This is a genomic window from Rathayibacter sp. CAU 1779, from assembly GCF_054551755.1.
In genome coordinates this window covers 14,779-30,146 of the sequence record NZ_JBTOLK010000003.1, presented here as the reverse complement: position 1 = coordinate 30,146, position 15,368 = coordinate 14,779, and the positions used below count along the sequence as shown (strand labels likewise).

Here is a 15,368-nt window from a genome sequence, read left to right as displayed (position 1 = left end):
GCGGGGGACCCGGAGAGATCCGGGTCCCCCGCTCTGGTTCTGCGGCGTGCCGAACGGAGCGGAAGACTTTCGCAGGTCATGCGCACGTCGTGCGACGCATCGCATGCGGATCAGACCGCGCGGAGCACCGCCACGACCTTGCCCACGACGGTGGCGAAGTCGCCGAGGATCGGCTCGAACGCGGAGTTGCGCGGGAGCAGCCAGGTGTGCCCGTCGCGTTGACGGAACACCTTGACCGTCGCCTCGCCGTCGAGCATGGCGGCGACGATGTCGCCGTTCTCCGCGTCGTTCTGCTGTCTCACGACGACCCAGTCGCCGTCGCAGATGGCCGCGTCGATCATCGACTCGCCCTGGACCTTCAGCATGAACAGGTCGCCGTTTCCGACGAGCTGGCGGGGGAGGGGGAAGACCTCCTCGATCTGCTGTTCGGCGGTGATCGGCACTCCGGCGGCGATGCGCCCGACCAGCGGCACCATGGTGGCGTCGCCGACGGGGACGATGGTGTCGAAATCGGTGGGGGACTCCTGGCGTCCGGTCGTCGCAGGCAGGTCGATCAGGATCTCGAGTGCACGTGGCCGATTGGGATCACGGCGCAGGTACCCGCTGAGTTCGAGCTGGTTGAGCTGGTGCGCGACGCTGGAGAGGGAAGCGAGACCAACGGCATCCCCGATCTCGCGCATGCTCGGCGGATAGCCCCGCTGGCTCACAGACCGCTGGATGACCTCGAGGATCGACCGCTGCTTCTCGCTCAGGTTCTTGCGACGCCGAGTGCGCGGCTTGTCCGCCGGAGTGCGCCGTGCTCGTGCGGCCGCGGATGCTGCGCTGTCGGACTCGGTCAACCTGGTGTCCTCTCGTTCGCCGCATTCCTTCATCGGATGTGGCTTTTCGGCGTGGGCTCCGACACGAGTTTCGAATGTCTCCGTCGTGGTGACCGTGGTCGATTCGCAGCGAATGTCGGTGGTGCGTGGTGCTCTGTCGTCGTGACGATCGAAACTCTATCTACGAAATGGACGAAATCGGCGGTTTTGTTCGAGCGTGTTGAGAAGTCGGCGTCGCGAAATGCGAACGTATCGTTGAAATTCGAATGAATCGAAGATACATTCGGAACACGAGTTCGATTCTGGCAGGAGACGGACATGACCACCTTCGTACTGACACAGCAGCGGCTTCCGGTGCGCGTTCGCACGCGGCTCACACGTCGCGGTCGCGTCGTCATCGCTGCCCTGATCCTGCTTCCGCTGCTGATCGGGATCGGAACGCTCGCTGCGAACGGCGATGCGATCGCTGGAGCCGTCGGAACGTCATCGACCGCGTTCCACCATGTGACAGTGCGTTCGGGTGACTCGCTGTGGTCCATCGCCGAGCGGCTCGCCCCGCAGAGCGACCCCAGGGACGTCGTCGCCGCTATCGTCGATCTGAACGGTCTGCAGTCCAGCGTGCTCCAGTCCGGCCAGCAGCTCGCGGTCCCGCATGAGTACGACGGCCGCTGAGGAGACGGCGGCAATCTCGAGACCGCTCGGCGCCTTTAACATGGAGTGGTGATCTCGTTCTCCGACCTGCCGATCCGCGACGATCTCCGCGGCAAGACCCCGTATGGTGCGCCGGTGGCCGCCGTACCAGTGGCCCTGAACGTGAACGAGAACACGCATCCCATCCCGGACGACGTCGTCGCTGACATCCTCGAGTCGGTCGGCGAGGCGTTGAAGGGCGCGAACCGGTATCCGGATCGCGAGTTCGGGGAGCTTCGGGCGGCACTCGCCGGCTATCTCGGCCATGGGCTCGACGCCTCGAACATCTGGGCCGCGAACGGCTCGAACGAGGTGCTGCAGCAGATCCTGCAGGCGTTCGGAGGGCCAGGGCGTTCGGCGCTCGGTTTCGCGCCGACGTATTCGATGTATCCGCTGCTGGCGTCCGGAACGGGGACTGCCTGGACCGCCGCGGACCGCGAGGCGGACTATGCGATCTCGCCCGGCCACGCCGCGAAGTGGGTGCGTGATGAGCGTCCGGATGTCGTCATCCTCTGCGCTCCGAACAACCCAACGGGCACACCGCTCGGTCTCGAGGTCGTCGAGGCAGTGTACGAGGCGAGCGACGGCATCGTCGTGGTCGATGAGGCGTACCAGGAGTTCATGCCGGAGTACGCGCCCAGCGCGCTGACCCTTCTGCCCGGGCGTGAGCGGCTCATCGTGTCGCGCACCATGAGCAAGGCGTTCGCGTTCGCGGGCGTGCGGGTCGGCTATCTCGCCGCGGATCCCGCCGTGACGGATGCCCTGCGTCTCGTCCGCCTGCCGTACCACCTCTCGGTTCTGACGCAGGCGGCTGCGATCGCCGCTCTTCGTCACTCGGACGAGATGCTCGCCACGGTGCACGACATCGTGCGGCAGCGCGACCGGATCGCCGACGGCCTGCGCGATCTCGGGTACCTCGTGCACGACAGCGGCAGCAACTTCGTGCTGTTCGGCGGGGTTGCGGATCCGCACGCGACGTTCCTCGCGCTTCGAGACCGCGGCATCCTGGTGCGCGATGTGGGCATCGCGCACCACCTGCGCGTGAGCGCCGGCACGGAAGCCGAGACCACGACCTTCCTCGATGCGATGACGGCCCTCGGCCCCGTGTCGGCGACGGAGGTCTCGATATCGCCTCTGCGCGGCTCATCGACTCAATCGGCGTGATCAGCGTGAGCATCCGCTCCCGCTGATCACCCCTCAATCGTCGATAGGCTTGAGCGCATGAGCAGCCGCACCGCGAGCATCCGCCGCGAGACCAGCGAGTCGAGCATCGAGCTGTCGCTCGATCTGGACGGCACGGGTCGCAGCAGCATTCACACGACGGTGCCGTTCTACGACCACCTGCTCACGGCGTTCGCCAAGCACTCGCTCACGGATCTGACGGTGCGCGCCAAGGGCGACATCGAGATCGACGTGCATCACACGGTCGAAGACGTGGGCATCGTTCTGGGACAGGCGATCCGGGATGCGCTCGGCGACAAGTCCGGCATCTCACGCTACGGAGACGCCACCGTTCCGCTCGACGAAGCGCTCGTGCAGGCCGTTGTGGACATCTCCGGACGCCCGTACCTCGTGCACACGGGCGAGCCAGACGGATTCGAACACCACCTAATCGGCGGCCACTTCACCGGATCCATGGTGCGCCACGTCTTCGAGGCGATCGCGTTCAACGCCGCGCTCACCGTGCACGTGCGCGTCTTGAGCGGACGGGATCCGCACCACATCGCCGAGACGGAGTTCAAGGCGTTTGCGCGCGCATTCCGGCAGGCGAAGGCGTTCGATCCCCTCGTGGAAGGCATCCCGTCAACGAAGGGCGCCCTATGAGCGAGACGGCCCAGAACACGACAACGGAGAGCGCAACAGCACAGAGCGCAACAGCACAGAGCGCGCCCGCCGTGGTCGTGCTCGACTACGGATCGGGGAACATCCACTCGGCGGCCAAGGCGCTGGAAGCCGTCGGCGCGAAAGTGACGGTCACGTCCGATCGTCAGGCGGCGATGGATGCCGACGGCCTCGTCGTGCCGGGCGTCGGCGCTTTCAAGGCAGTGATCGACCAGCTGCAGGCCGTGCGCGGCGGAGAGATCATCGATCGTCGTCTCGCGGGCGGCCGCCCGGTGCTCGGCATCTGCGTCGGCATGCAGGTGCTGTTCGCGCGAGGCGTCGAGCACGGGCACGACGCCGAGGGGCTCGGCGAGTGGCCGGGCACGGTCGACAGGCTGAAGGCTCCGGTGCTCCCGCACATGGGCTGGAACACCGTGGATGCTCCTGCCGACTCGGTCCTCTTCGACGGAGTCCGTGACGAACGCTTCTACTTCGTGCATTCGTTCGCCGCACAGGACTGGGAGCTCGAGGCATCCGGTCCGTTCGCCGCCGCGAAGCTCACGTGGGCCGACTACGGCGGTCCGTTCCTCGCCGCGGTGGAGAACGGCCCGCTCACCGCGACCCAGTTCCACCCGGAGAAGTCGGGTCAGGCCGGCATGCGGTTGCTGCGCAACTGGGTGCAGAGCCTGCCCGTCCGCGCGGCGTAAGACGCGGAGCACGACTCCGGGCGCGGCATCCGTCACGTCCGCTCCTCACCGAAAGAACCCTTCCCCGATGAGTCCCTTCACCGACACGCCCAAGCTTCAGCTCCTTCCTGCCATCGACATCGCCGACGGCAAGGCGGTGCGACTGACCCAGGGGGAGGCCGGCAGCGAGACGAGCTACGGCGATCCCGTCGACGCGGCCGCCGACTGGGCGGACCAGGGCGCGGAGTGGATCCATCTTGTCGATCTCGACGCAGCGTTCGGTCGCGGTGACAACCGCGACGTGCTCAAGGCCGTGCTGCACGCGCAACGTGACGTGCAGATCGAGCTGTCGGGCGGCATCCGCGACGATGAGTCCCTGGAGCGTGCGCTGGAACTCGGAGCCAAGCGCGTCAACCTCGGCACGGCGGCTCTCGAGAACCCCGAGTGGGCGGCGGATGCCATCTCCCGCTACGGCGAGGCGATCGCGGTCGGCCTCGACGTGCGTGGCACCACGCTTGCCGCTCGAGGGTGGACGCGTGAAGGCGGCGACCTCTGGGAGGTGCTGGCTCGTCTGGAAGACGCCGGGTGCGCCCGCTACGTGGTGACGGACGTCACGAAGGACGGCACCCTGCGCGGTCCGAACCTCGAGCTCCTGAGGCAGGTCACGGAACGCACGGACCGGCCGGTGGTGGCATCCGGCGGCATCTCGAACCTCGATGACATCGCGGCGCTGCGCGAACTCGTGCCGAGCGGCATCGAGGGCGCGATCGTCGGCAAGGCGCTGTACGCCGGTGCGTTCACGCTCGCGGAGGCGCTGGACGTTGCCGGACGCTGATCCGCACGCGAACGCCTCCGGCGACGGTGGAACCCGCCGCGACGCGCATCTCTTCGGCTCCACCGATCGCGCCGACTCGGCGGGGCTCCCGTGGGAAGGCCGCCACTTCGAGCAGAACGCCGCGACCGACGACGACGGGTCGGCGGATCCGGCGCTGCTGCGGGCCCTGACCGACTTCGTCGATGGACGAGCGGATGCCGCGCAGGTCGTCGAGGCGGTACGCGCCGCGCGCCTCCTCGTTCCGCTCCTCGCACACGCTGGAGAGCTCGGCGAGAGCGCGGACGGACATCTCGTCGACAAGACGCAGGAGCTGTCGATCGCGACGGTCGAGGCGCCGGACGGACGAGCGGTGCTGCCCGCGTTCACCTCCGTGTCCACGATGTCGGGCTGGAACCCGAAGGCCAGGCCCGTTCCGGCCGTCGGACCGCGGATCGCGCTCGCGGCGGCCAGTGAACACACGGAGCTGGTGGTGATCGACCCCACCGGTCCGACCGAGTTCGTGCTGCGCCGTCCGATGGTGAAGGCCTTGGCGACGGGCGAGCCGTGGATCGCGCCGTGGGCTGATCCCGCAGTGCTCGACGCGTTCGGCACCGCGGCGCAGGACGAACCGGACGTCGTCGACGTTCGAGTGACTGCCGGTGATCCGTCGGCCAGACTGGCCGGGCCGGAGGTCCAGGTCGGCGTGGTGCTGCGTCCCGGTCTGGATGCGGAGGCCCTGCGCGCGCTCGTGAGCCGGCTCTCGCAGGCGTTGGGCGCATCCGCCGTCATCGCCGAACGGGTCGACTCCCTGGCGTTGCGGCTACTGTCCGCCTGACAGGCCGTCCGGTTGGGGTTGCCTCGGATCGGGTGACCCTGCCTCGGGCTGGAGCGTCGTGTCGCGTGCGGCGAACGATACGCCTAGATCACCGAGCCGGTGTACTTCTCGCCGGGCCCGGATCCCGGGGCGTCCGGAATCGACGACGCCTCGCGGAAGGCCAGCTGGAGGCTGCGCAGACCGTCGCGCAGACTGCGGGCGTGCTGGTCGCCGATGTGCTGGGCGCTTGCGGTGACCAGCCCGGCCAGGGCGTCGATCAGCTTGCGGGCCTCGTCGAGGTCCGTCTGCGTGGCCGGATCATCCGCGAGCCCGCACTTCACGGCGGCGGCGCTCATCAGATGAACGGCAGTGGTCGTGATGACCTCCACCGCCGGCACGTCCGCGATGTCGCGCGTGGCGTCGGCGATCGCTGCTGCCTCGGCCTCGAGGTCGATATCCGCGGCGGTGATCTCCACGAAGTCGGGCGAGTTCTGATCCTCGAACCGGTGAACGTGCTGATCGGACATGGAGCCTCCGCGTGCGTGAAGAAGTGGTGTGGGGGAGTGGCGGGACGATTCGGCCATGCCCGCAGCGTCTGCTAGACTATGTCGGGCCTTCGGAGCACTATGCCTCGAAGGGAAAGTGGAGAATCTCCCACCCGCGCTTGACCGCTTCATCAGGTTACCGGGTCGTTACGCACTCCGCCGAGGAGACGAAAGTCGCCGAGGTTGACGTAGAGGGTGTGGAATGCACGGCCGTGCGCGAGCGCGGATCGCATGTGTGTGAGAACTCTCTGCCGACCATCCTGCGGCATCGCCGAAGGATGCCCGCCCAAAGAGAAATGCTCGATCAGAGGAGCCACGCATCAGCGATCCCCGTACCAATGACCGTATCCGCGTGCCCGAGGTTCGCCTCGTCGGCCCAGGCGGAGAACAGATCGGCGTCGTCAAGATCGAGGTCGCCATCCGTCTCGCTCAAGAGGCGGACATGGACCTCGTGGAGGTGGCTCCGAATTCGAAGCCGCCCGTGGCCAAGATCATGGATTACGGCAAGTACAAGTACGAGGCTGCGCAGAAGGCCAAAGAGGCCAGGCGCAACCAGGCGAACACCGTGCTCAAAGAGGTGCGGTTCCGCCTCAAGATCGACAAACACGACTACGAGACCAAGCGCAAGCGCGCAGAGGGATTCCTCAAGGCCGGGGACAAGGTCAAAGCCATGATCCTGTTCCGTGGACGCGAGCAGTCCCGCCCCGAGCAGGGTGTGCGCCTGTTGCAGCGGTTCGCCGAAGATGTGGCGGATTTCGGTTCAGTGGAATCGAACCCGACCATCGACGGTCGCAACATGGTCATGGTCATCGGCCCTCTGAAGAACAAGTCGGAGGCCAAGGCCGAGGCCAACGCACAACGTGCCGCGAACCGTGCGCGCTCCCAGCAGCAGCGCGCGGGTGTGGCCACCGAGGCGGAATCCCCCTCCGCCACCGATGAGGAGAAATAATGCCCAAGCAGAAGACCCACTCCGGGGCCAAGAAGCGTTTCAAGCTCACCGGCAGCGGCAAGGTGATGAAGCAGCAGGCCGGCATGCGCCACCACCTGGAGCTGAAGACGAGCCGTCGCACGCGTCGGCTGAACCAGGACCAGGTGCTTCCGACGGTCGACGCCAAGGTCGCCAAGAAGCTTCTCGGCAAGTAAGCCGACACGACGCACGAAGGATATTGAGCAATGGCAAGAGTGAAGAGGGCCGTCAACGCCCACAAGAAGCGTCGGGTCATCCTCGAGCGCGCAGAGGGATACCGCGGACAGCGGTCGCGCCTCTACCGCAAGGCCAAGGAGCAGGTCACCCACTCGCTGGTCTACAGCTACCGTGACCGCCGTGCCCGCAAGGGTGACTTCCGTCGCCTGTGGATCCAGCGCATCAACGCTGCGAGCCGTCAGAACGGCCTCACCTACAACCGCTTCATCCAGGGTCTGAACCTGGCAGGCATCGAGGTGGACCGTCGCATCCTGGCCGAGCTCGCCGTGAACGAGCCCGCCACGTTCGCGTCGCTGGTCGAGACCGCGAAGAAGGCGCTGCCGGCGGACACGTCCGCACCGCACGCCGACGCCGCGTAAGCATCGAACCACCGGATCGGCCCGCACTCACCAGGGGTGCGGCCCGATCCGTCATTTCATCGTCGCTCCGCCGCAAGCGACGCACCCCGCATTTCGCTTCAGTCCTCGAACGTTCTCGCCCAGCCACGGCTGGTGCCCGCCAACGCGTGGTGTCATCGATCCACCCCACTCTTGCCGATCCACCCCGGTGTTCGCGTGAAATCGGGGGTGGGTCGACAACGACGGGGTGGGTCGGCAACAGAGCGGCGACGGGCGCTCGGGGTGGAGCGGGAATCGTCGCGCTGTTGCGTGTGACCGTTCATCGTGAGGGCACGCTTGGCCGTTAGGCTGAGCGAGTGCTGGACAACCCTCGTTCTCCTCGGGTGCGCGCCGTTGCCAAGCTGGCGAAGAAGTCGGCGCGTGCAGACACCGGCTATTTCCTGCTGGAGGGTCCGCAGGCCGCGCGCGAGGCGCTGACCTGGCGTCCCGACCTTGTCGTCGACCTGTTCGCCACGACGCACGCCGTGCACAAGCACGACGATGTCGCGTCGCTCGCCAAGCGGTCGGGCGCCGAGATCGAGTTCGTCACCGACCAGGTGCTGGATGCCATGGCGGACACCGTCACACCGCAGGGTTTCGTCGCGGTCTGCCGCATGTTCACGTCGTCGCTCGAGGATGTCTTCGCGGCGCGTCCGAGGCTGATCGCGGTGCTGGAGGAGGTGCGTGATCCGGGGAACGCGGGCACGATCATCCGTGCGGCGGACTCCGCGGGAGCGGACGCCGTGGTCTTCTCCGGTCACACCGTCGATCTGTACAACCCGAAGGTCGTGCGGTCGACCACGGGCTCGTTGTTCCATCTGCCGGTGGCCGTCGGCGCGTCGATCGACGAGGTTCTGACCAGGTCGAAGGAGTCCGGCCTGCACGTCATCGCTGCGGATATGGCGGGTGACGACCTGTTGGTGGCGAGGGTGAGCGGTGAGCTCGCCGAACCGACGGCGTGGGTTTTCGGCAACGAGGCCCACGGATTGTCCGATGAGGCCGTCGCACTGGTGGACCGGGTGATCACCGTGCCGATCTATGGCCACGCCGAGTCGATGAATCTCGCGACGGCAGCGTCGGTCTGCCTCTACGAGTCGGCTTTCGCGCAGCGCAGTTGAGGTCCACGGTGACGCGATCGGCAGAGCGCGCCCGAGCGACCTTCGTCACGCGTCGGTGACTCGGGTGGCTGTTGCCACCACCGCCGCGTACTCCATGGTGAACGACCCGCCCGCCTCGTCGATGACCGTGCCGATGCCCTCCAGCAACGGCTTCAGCCGTTCGGCAGGGAGTCGGTTGAGTCCGCCGGAGGTGGGAAGGGCGTCGAGCCATTCGTCGCGCGCATAGACACGCTTCCAGTCGAAGCGCCACTGCTCCACCTCGGTGAAACCACCGGCCTCGCGGATGCCGTCGCCCGCCTTGTCGAGCTGCGATCCGTACGCCCGTGCGCCGGCGGTCATGCCTGCCGCGATCGGATTGTCGGGCAGGACTCGTGCGAAGACCTCACCGAATGCGTTACTGATCGGCTCGGGGAACTGCATCACGTTCCAGAACAGCGCGAGACGCCCGCCAGGTCGTAGCACGTCGGCGGCCTTCCGTGCTCCGGAGACGGGATCGATCCAATGCCAGGTCTGGCCTGCGATCACGAGGTCGAACGTGCGACCGGCGGCATCCCACTCCTCGAACTTCGCCACCTCGACCTCGAGGCCGCGCGAGCGGGCGAACGCCGCCATGCGATCGTCGACGTCCACGCCCAGCACGTCGGCACCGCGCTCGTGAAACGGAATGGCGGAGATGCCGGTGCCGATGCCGACGTCGAGCACATCCACGCGCGGCGCGGCGTGCGTCGTCTCGGCGAGGATCCGGTCGACGAGCGCGTCCGGATATCGCGGACGAGCGCGATCGTAGGCGTCGGCATTCGCGCCGAAGGACTCGGCCATCTCTCGTGCCCTGTGGGACTCGGATGCCGTCAGATGCTCGGGTAGAGTGACCATGCGCCCACTATAGGTGGGCATGCGGTCACTCATCGATCGCGATCGCGCTCGGCGAACGAGGAGATGTCACGTGGCGCCCACTGGAGTCGCACTGCAGGATGCCCGTGCCCGCCTGTTCGAGGCGGCGGATCGGGTGGTGCTGCGCGACGGCGCGAACGGTCTCACCAGCCGAGCGGTCACCGAGGAGCTCGGGGTCGCCAAGGGCGTGCTGCACCGCCATTTCCCGGATTTCGACACCTTCCTCGCGGAGTGGGTGGAGCAGAGGGTCGCCGGGCTCGGCGACCTCGCCGACAGGCTGCGGGCCACGGCAGGAACAGCGAGCGTGGTGACGAATCTGCGGGACGCGCTGTCGCGCATCTTCGATCCTCTCGGCTTGGCCACGATCCGCATCGTGATCGCCAGGGACGGGGTGCGCGCGCGGCTGAGGGCATCCGGCGATCATCCCCTGTCGTATCTCGGTGAGGCGACGAGCGTGCTCACCACGTATCTGGCCGACGAGCAACGCCGTGACCGACTCGTGCCGTCCGCCGATCCGCGCACGCTCGCACTCGCGCTGATGGGTTCGGGCCATCTGCTGTTCGCCGGGGAGCTCGGCGCGTTGCCGTCCGAGGATGCCGTCGACGAGGTGGTGGCATCGATCATCGTCGGCGCCGAGCCCGGAGGCCACGGGCATGGGACCCACGCCGCACCTCCTGGGCGGACCTGACTGTGCGCCCGCCGCCCGAGGCGGGTGCCGTCGCCGACGTCGCAGGTTCGAGGCCGTCCGACCGCGACCGTCATGCGTGATCGCGTCCGTTCCGTCGCCGACTCGAGGTGGCGAGCGTAGCGTGTGGCACATCCGTCGGCATCCAGATCGCACACGATGAACGGCCACTCATCCGCACTCGGTCCGGGCGGCCGGGCGAGGTGGTGGGTGTCCGGTGTCCGCCGCGCCGCCGTGGCTGCCGGCTCTGTCCTCGGCGTCGCGGTGGGCGTCGCGGCGCTCACCGCAGCCGAGGCGCTGTGGACCAGAGGACGGCTCGCGACGTCGCGTCCTTCGGTCCGCTCTGCGCGGAGCGGTCTCTTCGGTGATGGATGTCAGAGCCCGCCGCTTCAGCTGGCAGTGATGGGCGACTCGCTGGCCGTGGGATACGGGGCCGAGGACGAGTCCCACACGGTCGGAGTGATACTCGCGAACGGGCTCGCGGCGGCGTCGGAACGCTCTGTGCAGCTCACGAACGTGGCGGAGGTCGGTGCGGTGTCGAGCGACCTTGCCGCGCAGCTGGTCAGGTTGCGGGTGCTCAGCTCGCCCGACGTGGCCGTCATCATCGTGGGCACGAACGACGCTTTCCATCTCGTGCCGCTCCCGGATTCGCTGAGTCCGCTTCGGGCCACGATCACGGAACTGCGCAGCGCGGGTGCCCGCGTCGTCGTGGCATCCTGCCCCGATCTCGGCACGGTTCGCCGGTTCGTCGAGCCGATGCGGTTCTTCGCGCACTGGGCCAGCCGGTTCCTCGCCACGGGTCAGACGATCGTCGCCCTACGGGCCGGTGCCCGTACCGTCTCGCTCGCGGACGCCCTTGGACCGCTGTTCCGGCGCGATCCGGGCTCGATGTTCTCACGGCTCGATCGTCTGCATCCGTCGGATCTCGGGTATTCGAACGCCGCGGCCGCCCTCCTCCCCAGCGTGCTGGCCGCCGCGGGATATCGCGCAGCACCAGGGAGCACCGTGCCGCATCGGGTGTACGAGAACCGCAGCCGCAGGCCGCTCGCGTGGATCGCGTGCCGCGCCTCACGGCAGGCCGGCGTGCGGGTGCGGAACGCGGGCGTCCCGGGTGAACGATCGCCGAAGGAGAATCCACCGACTCGACGTGGCTGATGGTCCGGGCGCGAGAGGCGAGTTCTGCGGCTCTGCCTCCCGTAAACTTGATCTTCGTGCCAGAACCCATCGAGATCACCGAATCCGCGGTGCGATCGGCGGTCGACGCGGCCCTGGCCGCCGTGGATTCCGCTGCCGACATCGCTGAGCTCAAAACGGCCCGCACGGAGCACTCCGGGGAGCACTCGCGGCTCGCTCGGCTGAACGCCTCGTTGCGCGACGTCCCCGCCGATCAGAAGGCCGCGCTCGGCAAGCTCGTCGGGCAGGCCAGGGGCGAGGTGAACCGGGCGTTCGCATCCCGCGAGACCGTGCTCGCGGAGGCGGAGAACGCGAAACGCCTCGCGGAGGAAGCCGTGGACGTCACCGAGGTGGCGTTGCCCGGACGCGTGGGGGCGCGGCATCCGCTCTCGCTTCTGCAGGAGCGCATCGCCGACATCTTCGTCGGCATGGGCTGGGAGGTCGCGGAAGGACCGGAGCTCGAGAGCGAGTGGTTCAACTTCGACGCACTGAACTTCGACGCCGATCACCCGGCGCGCGCGCTGCAGGACACGTTCTTCGTGGAGCCGCCTGAGGCGCACCTCGTGCTGCGCACGCACACCTCTCCCGTGCAGGTGCGAGCCCTGCTCGAGCGTGAACTGCCCGTGTACGTCGTGGCGCCCGGACGTGTGTACCGCACCGACGAGCTCGACGCCACGCACCTGCCCGTGTTCAGCCAGGTCGAGGGCATCGCCGTCGACAAGGGCCTCACCATGGCGCACCTGCGCGGCACGCTCGAGCACTTCGCCCGCGCGATGTTCGGCGATGAAGCCAAGATCCGGCTGCGTCCGAACTACTTCCCGTTCACGGAGCCGAGCGCCGAGATGGATGTCTGGCATCCGGGAGCCAAGGGCGGCCCGCGTTGGATCGAGTGGGGCGGCTGCGGCATGGTCAACCGCAACGTGCTGCGTTCGGCCGGCATCGATCCGGATGTCTACACCGGCTTCGCCTTCGGCATGGGCATCGAGCGCACCCTGCAGTTCCGGTACAGCCTGAACGACATGCGCGACTTCCTCGAGGGCGACATCCGCTTCTCCCAGCAGTTCGGAATGGTGGTTTAAGGGCATGCGAATCCCGCTGAGTTGGCTCGCCGAGTACGTCGACGTCGCCCCTGGGTCGACGCCTGAGGACGTGCACGCGGCACTGGTCAAGGTCGGACTCGAAGAGGAGGCCATCCACCGCTTCGAGATCTCCGGGCCCGTCGTGGTGGGCGAGGTGCTCGACTTCGTCGAGGAGCCGCAGACCAACGGCAAGACGATCCGCTGGTGTCAGGTGCGCGTCGCCCCCGAGGGCGAGGCTGCCGCCGACGGCGGGGATGCCGTGCACGGCATCGTGTGCGGCGCCCGCAACTTCTTCCCAGGCGACAAGGTCGTCGTGACGCTTCCCGGATCCGTGCTGCCCGGTCCCTTCCCGATCGCGGCGCGCAAGACGTACGGACACATCTCCGACGGGATGATCGCGTCGGCGCGCGAGCTCGGTCTCGGCGACGAGCACAACGGCATCCTGCGCCTGAAGGAGCTCGGCATCGACGCCCCGGTCGGGACGGATGCCATCGCCCTTCTCGGTCTGGACGATGCGTCCGTCGAGGTGAACGTGACGCCGGATCGCGGCTATGCGCTGTCCATCCGCGGCATCGCCCGGGAGTACGCGCACTCAACGGGAGCAGCGTTCCGCGACCCTGCGGCATCGGTGGATCCGGTGGACGGCGAAGGATTCTCGGTCGTGATCGCCGATGAGGGCCCGATCCGCGGTCGGGTCGGAGCGAGTGTCTTCGTCACGCGCGTCGTGCGCGGCGTCGACCCGAGTGCGCCCACGCCCGCCTGGATGATCGCGCGGCTCGTGCTGGCCGGCATCCGCTCCATCTCCCTGATCGTCGATGTCACCAACTACGTGATGGTCGAGCTGGGGCAGCCGATTCACGCCTACGACCTGGACAAGCTGACCGGCGGCATCACGGTGCGCAGGGCTGCACGCGGCGAGACGCTCGAAACCCTCGACGGACAGGTGCGAAAGCTCGACGTCGAAGACCTGCTCATCACCGACGAGTCGGGTCCGATCGGACTCGCGGGCGTCATGGGCGGGGCGACGACCGAGGTGGACGAGGCGACGACGGACGTGCTCGTCGAGGCGGCGAACTTCGACCCGGTTTCCGTCGCGCGTACCGCGCGCAGGCACAAGCTTCCCAGTGAGGCCTCACGTCGCTTCGAGCGCAGCGTCGATCCGGACGTCGCCAGCGCGGCCGCTGCACGCGTGGTGCAGCTTCTGGAGCAGCTCGGCGGCGGCCGCGCCGACGGGCTCGGTTCAACCCTGCGCACTGCCACTGACGCCGAACCGATCCTTCTGCCGCACGGCTACGTGACGACGCTGGTGGGCGTCGAGTTCACCGACGACGAGGTGCGCACCACCCTCGCCGAGATCGGCGGCGCCATCGAGCAGACGGATGACGGGCTCCTCGTCACGCCTCCCACGTGGCGTCCAGACCTCGGCGACAAGGCCGACCTGGCCGAAGAGGTCGCCCGCATCGTCGGATACGACCGCATCCCGCCTGTACTCCCCGTCGCGCCGCCCGGCCGCGGCCTCACCCGTGCCCAGCAGCTGCGTCGCCAGGCCGCCACGGCACTCGCTGCAAGCGGACTTACCGAGGTGCTGGCGTATCCGTTCGTCTCCGCGGCGCAGAACGACCTGTTCGGCTCGCCCGTCGACGGCCAGGTCCCCGCGGTGCGCCTGACGAACGCGCTTGACGCTTCCGTGCCGTTCCTCCGCACCTCGCTGCTGCCTGGACTGATCGAGACCGCGAAGCGCAACCTCTCACGCGGGCTCACCGATCTCGCGCTGTTCGAGATCGGCCTGGTCTTCCGTCCAGACGGTGCGGTGACCGGAACCTCGGAGCTCCCGGTCGGTGCCGCGCTCCCCGAACCGGGAGTGATCGCCGAGCTGGAGGCAGGCATCCCGGCCCAGCCACGTCTGGCCGCAGCCCTGTTCACCGGGGACGCCACCGTCAAGCAGCCGGGCCGGCCCGCCGTCGCGTCGGGCATTGCGGACGCGCTCGCCGCGGTGCGCACCCTTGCCGCTGCGCTCGGCACCGAGGTCACGGTCCGACAGGGATCGCACAAGGCGCTCCACCCGGGACGCACCGCCGAGGTTCTGCTCGACGGCAGCCCGATCGGCTACGCCGGTGAGCTGCTGCCGCAGGTGGCGGAGGACGCCGACCTCCCTCGCGTGGTCGCCGTGCTCGAGGTCGACCTCGACCGTCTCATCGGCGTCGCCGGCGCCGACAAGCAGATCACTCCCATCTCGACCTTCCCCGCCGCCACTCAGGACCTGTCACTGGTCGTGGATGCCGGCGTGCCGGCCGCCGACGTGCTCGCGGCCGTCATCGAGGGCGCGGGAGAGCTGCTCGAAAACGCGCACATCGTCGACGACTACCGCGGGCGCGGAGTGCCCGAGGGCAGCAAGAGCCTGACGTTCGCGCTGCGCTTCCGCGCCGACGACCGCACCCTGACCGCCGCAGAGGCCAGCGACGCGAAGCTCGCGGGTGCAGCGCTCGCCGGGTCCCGGTTCGCCGCGACCGTGCGCGAGTAGCTCGCCGACGCCGACGCACATCGGCTGAGCGCGCGAACGGTGCGCTGAGCCGCACGGGCTCGGGCATCCATCGGTCGATGGATGCCCGAATCCATCTCCTGTCCCATGGCGCCGGGAGCCATGCCGGGCAAG

17 protein-coding genes are annotated in these 15,368 nt (G+C 68.2%); 14 read left to right on the top strand and 3 right to left on the bottom strand.

What is annotated here, in order from left to right; all coding sequences use genetic code 11:
- Positions 1-110: 110 nt before the first annotated feature.
- Positions 111-752 (bottom strand): transcriptional repressor LexA, encoded by a 642-nt coding sequence (lexA, locus tag ACX9R5_RS14320; RefSeq protein ID WP_459410095.1) that lies wholly within the window; start codon positions 750-752, stop codon positions 111-113.
- Positions 753-1,136: 384 nt separating this feature from the next.
- Here lexA and ACX9R5_RS14315 point away from each other — a divergent pair, with 384 nt between their 5' ends.
- From ACX9R5_RS14315 to ACX9R5_RS14290, 6 genes are all read left to right on the top strand, one after another.
- On the top strand, positions 1,137-1,490 hold the full coding sequence (locus ACX9R5_RS14315; RefSeq protein WP_459409722.1) for a LysM peptidoglycan-binding domain-containing protein: 354 nt from the start codon (positions 1,137-1,139) through the stop codon (positions 1,488-1,490).
- A 48-nt stretch (positions 1,491-1,538) separates the two neighbouring features.
- Positions 1,539-2,672 carry a histidinol-phosphate transaminase gene (locus ACX9R5_RS14310; protein ID WP_459409721.1) on the top strand — a complete coding sequence of 378 codons (1,134 nt, stop codon included), beginning with the start codon at positions 1,539-1,541 and terminating at the stop codon, positions 2,670-2,672.
- Positions 2,673-2,729: 57 nt separating this feature from the next.
- Positions 2,730-3,332: an imidazoleglycerol-phosphate dehydratase HisB gene (hisB, locus tag ACX9R5_RS14305; protein WP_459409720.1), complete on the top strand. Its 603-nt coding sequence runs from the start codon at positions 2,730-2,732 to the stop codon at positions 3,330-3,332.
- The gene (hisH, locus tag ACX9R5_RS14300; protein WP_459409719.1) at positions 3,329-4,036 is read left to right on the top strand and encodes an imidazole glycerol phosphate synthase subunit HisH; all 708 of its coding nucleotides are present in this window, start codon (positions 3,329-3,331) and stop codon (positions 4,034-4,036) included. The genes hisB and hisH overlap by 4 nt, the downstream gene beginning before the upstream one ends.
- A 67-nt stretch (positions 4,037-4,103) precedes the next feature.
- Positions 4,104-4,850 carry a bifunctional 1-(5-phosphoribosyl)-5-((5-phosphoribosylamino)methylideneamino)imidazole-4-carboxamide isomerase/phosphoribosylanthranilate isomerase PriA gene (gene priA / locus ACX9R5_RS14295; RefSeq protein ID WP_459409718.1) on the top strand — a complete coding sequence of 249 codons (747 nt, stop codon included), beginning with the start codon at positions 4,104-4,106 and terminating at the stop codon, positions 4,848-4,850.
- Complete coding sequence (locus ACX9R5_RS14290; protein ID WP_459409717.1) at positions 4,837-5,664, top strand: SseB family protein; 828 nt, start codon at positions 4,837-4,839, stop codon at positions 5,662-5,664. The genes priA and ACX9R5_RS14290 overlap by 14 nt, the downstream gene beginning before the upstream one ends.
- Positions 5,665-5,747: 83 nt before the next feature.
- Here ACX9R5_RS14290 and ACX9R5_RS14285 read toward each other — a convergent pair whose 3' ends face one another.
- Positions 5,748-6,170 (bottom strand): DUF1844 domain-containing protein, encoded by a 423-nt coding sequence (locus ACX9R5_RS14285; protein WP_459409716.1) that lies wholly within the window; start codon positions 6,168-6,170, stop codon positions 5,748-5,750.
- A gap of 370 nt (positions 6,171-6,540) precedes the next feature.
- Here ACX9R5_RS14285 and infC point away from each other — a divergent pair, with 370 nt between their 5' ends.
- From infC to ACX9R5_RS14265, 4 genes are all read left to right on the top strand, one after another.
- Complete coding sequence (gene infC / locus ACX9R5_RS14280) at positions 6,541-7,137, top strand: translation initiation factor IF-3 (protein ID WP_459409715.1); 597 nt, start codon at positions 6,541-6,543, stop codon at positions 7,135-7,137.
- Positions 7,137-7,331, top strand: a complete 195-nt coding sequence (gene rpmI, locus ACX9R5_RS14275; RefSeq protein ID WP_170026809.1) for a 50S ribosomal protein L35 — start codon at positions 7,137-7,139, stop codon at positions 7,329-7,331. The genes infC and rpmI overlap by 1 nt, the downstream gene beginning before the upstream one ends.
- A gap of 30 nt (positions 7,332-7,361) precedes the next feature.
- Positions 7,362-7,751, top strand: coding sequence for a 50S ribosomal protein L20 (rplT, locus tag ACX9R5_RS14270; RefSeq protein WP_459409714.1), 390 nt, complete (start codon positions 7,362-7,364; stop codon positions 7,749-7,751).
- 335 nt (positions 7,752-8,086) lie between these two features.
- Positions 8,087-8,887 (top strand): TrmH family RNA methyltransferase, encoded by an 801-nt coding sequence (locus tag ACX9R5_RS14265; protein ID WP_459409713.1) that lies wholly within the window; start codon positions 8,087-8,089, stop codon positions 8,885-8,887.
- Between the two features lie 45 nt (positions 8,888-8,932).
- Here the strand turns inward: ACX9R5_RS14265 and ACX9R5_RS14260 are convergent, their stop codons facing one another.
- Positions 8,933-9,760 (bottom strand): class I SAM-dependent methyltransferase, encoded by an 828-nt coding sequence (locus ACX9R5_RS14260; RefSeq protein WP_459409712.1) that lies wholly within the window; start codon positions 9,758-9,760, stop codon positions 8,933-8,935.
- Positions 9,761-9,830: 70 nt separating this feature from the next.
- On the opposite strand from ACX9R5_RS14260, the gene ACX9R5_RS14255 reads away from it, so the two are divergent.
- From ACX9R5_RS14255 to pheT, 4 genes are all read left to right on the top strand, one after another.
- A complete protein-coding gene (locus tag ACX9R5_RS14255) occupies positions 9,831-10,466 on the top strand; it encodes a TetR/AcrR family transcriptional regulator (RefSeq protein WP_459409711.1) in 636 nt (211 codons plus the stop codon).
- 207 nt (positions 10,467-10,673) lie between these two features.
- Positions 10,674-11,618: an SGNH/GDSL hydrolase family protein gene (locus ACX9R5_RS14250; protein ID WP_459409710.1), complete on the top strand. Its 945-nt coding sequence runs from the start codon at positions 10,674-10,676 to the stop codon at positions 11,616-11,618.
- A gap of 56 nt (positions 11,619-11,674) precedes the next feature.
- The gene (gene pheS / locus ACX9R5_RS14245; protein WP_459409709.1) at positions 11,675-12,715 is read left to right on the top strand and encodes a phenylalanine--tRNA ligase subunit alpha; all 1,041 of its coding nucleotides are present in this window, start codon (positions 11,675-11,677) and stop codon (positions 12,713-12,715) included.
- Between the two features lie 4 nt (positions 12,716-12,719).
- Positions 12,720-15,236 carry a phenylalanine--tRNA ligase subunit beta gene (gene pheT, locus ACX9R5_RS14240; protein ID WP_459409708.1) on the top strand — a complete coding sequence of 839 codons (2,517 nt, stop codon included), beginning with the start codon at positions 12,720-12,722 and terminating at the stop codon, positions 15,234-15,236.
- Positions 15,237-15,368: the final 132 nt, after the last annotated feature.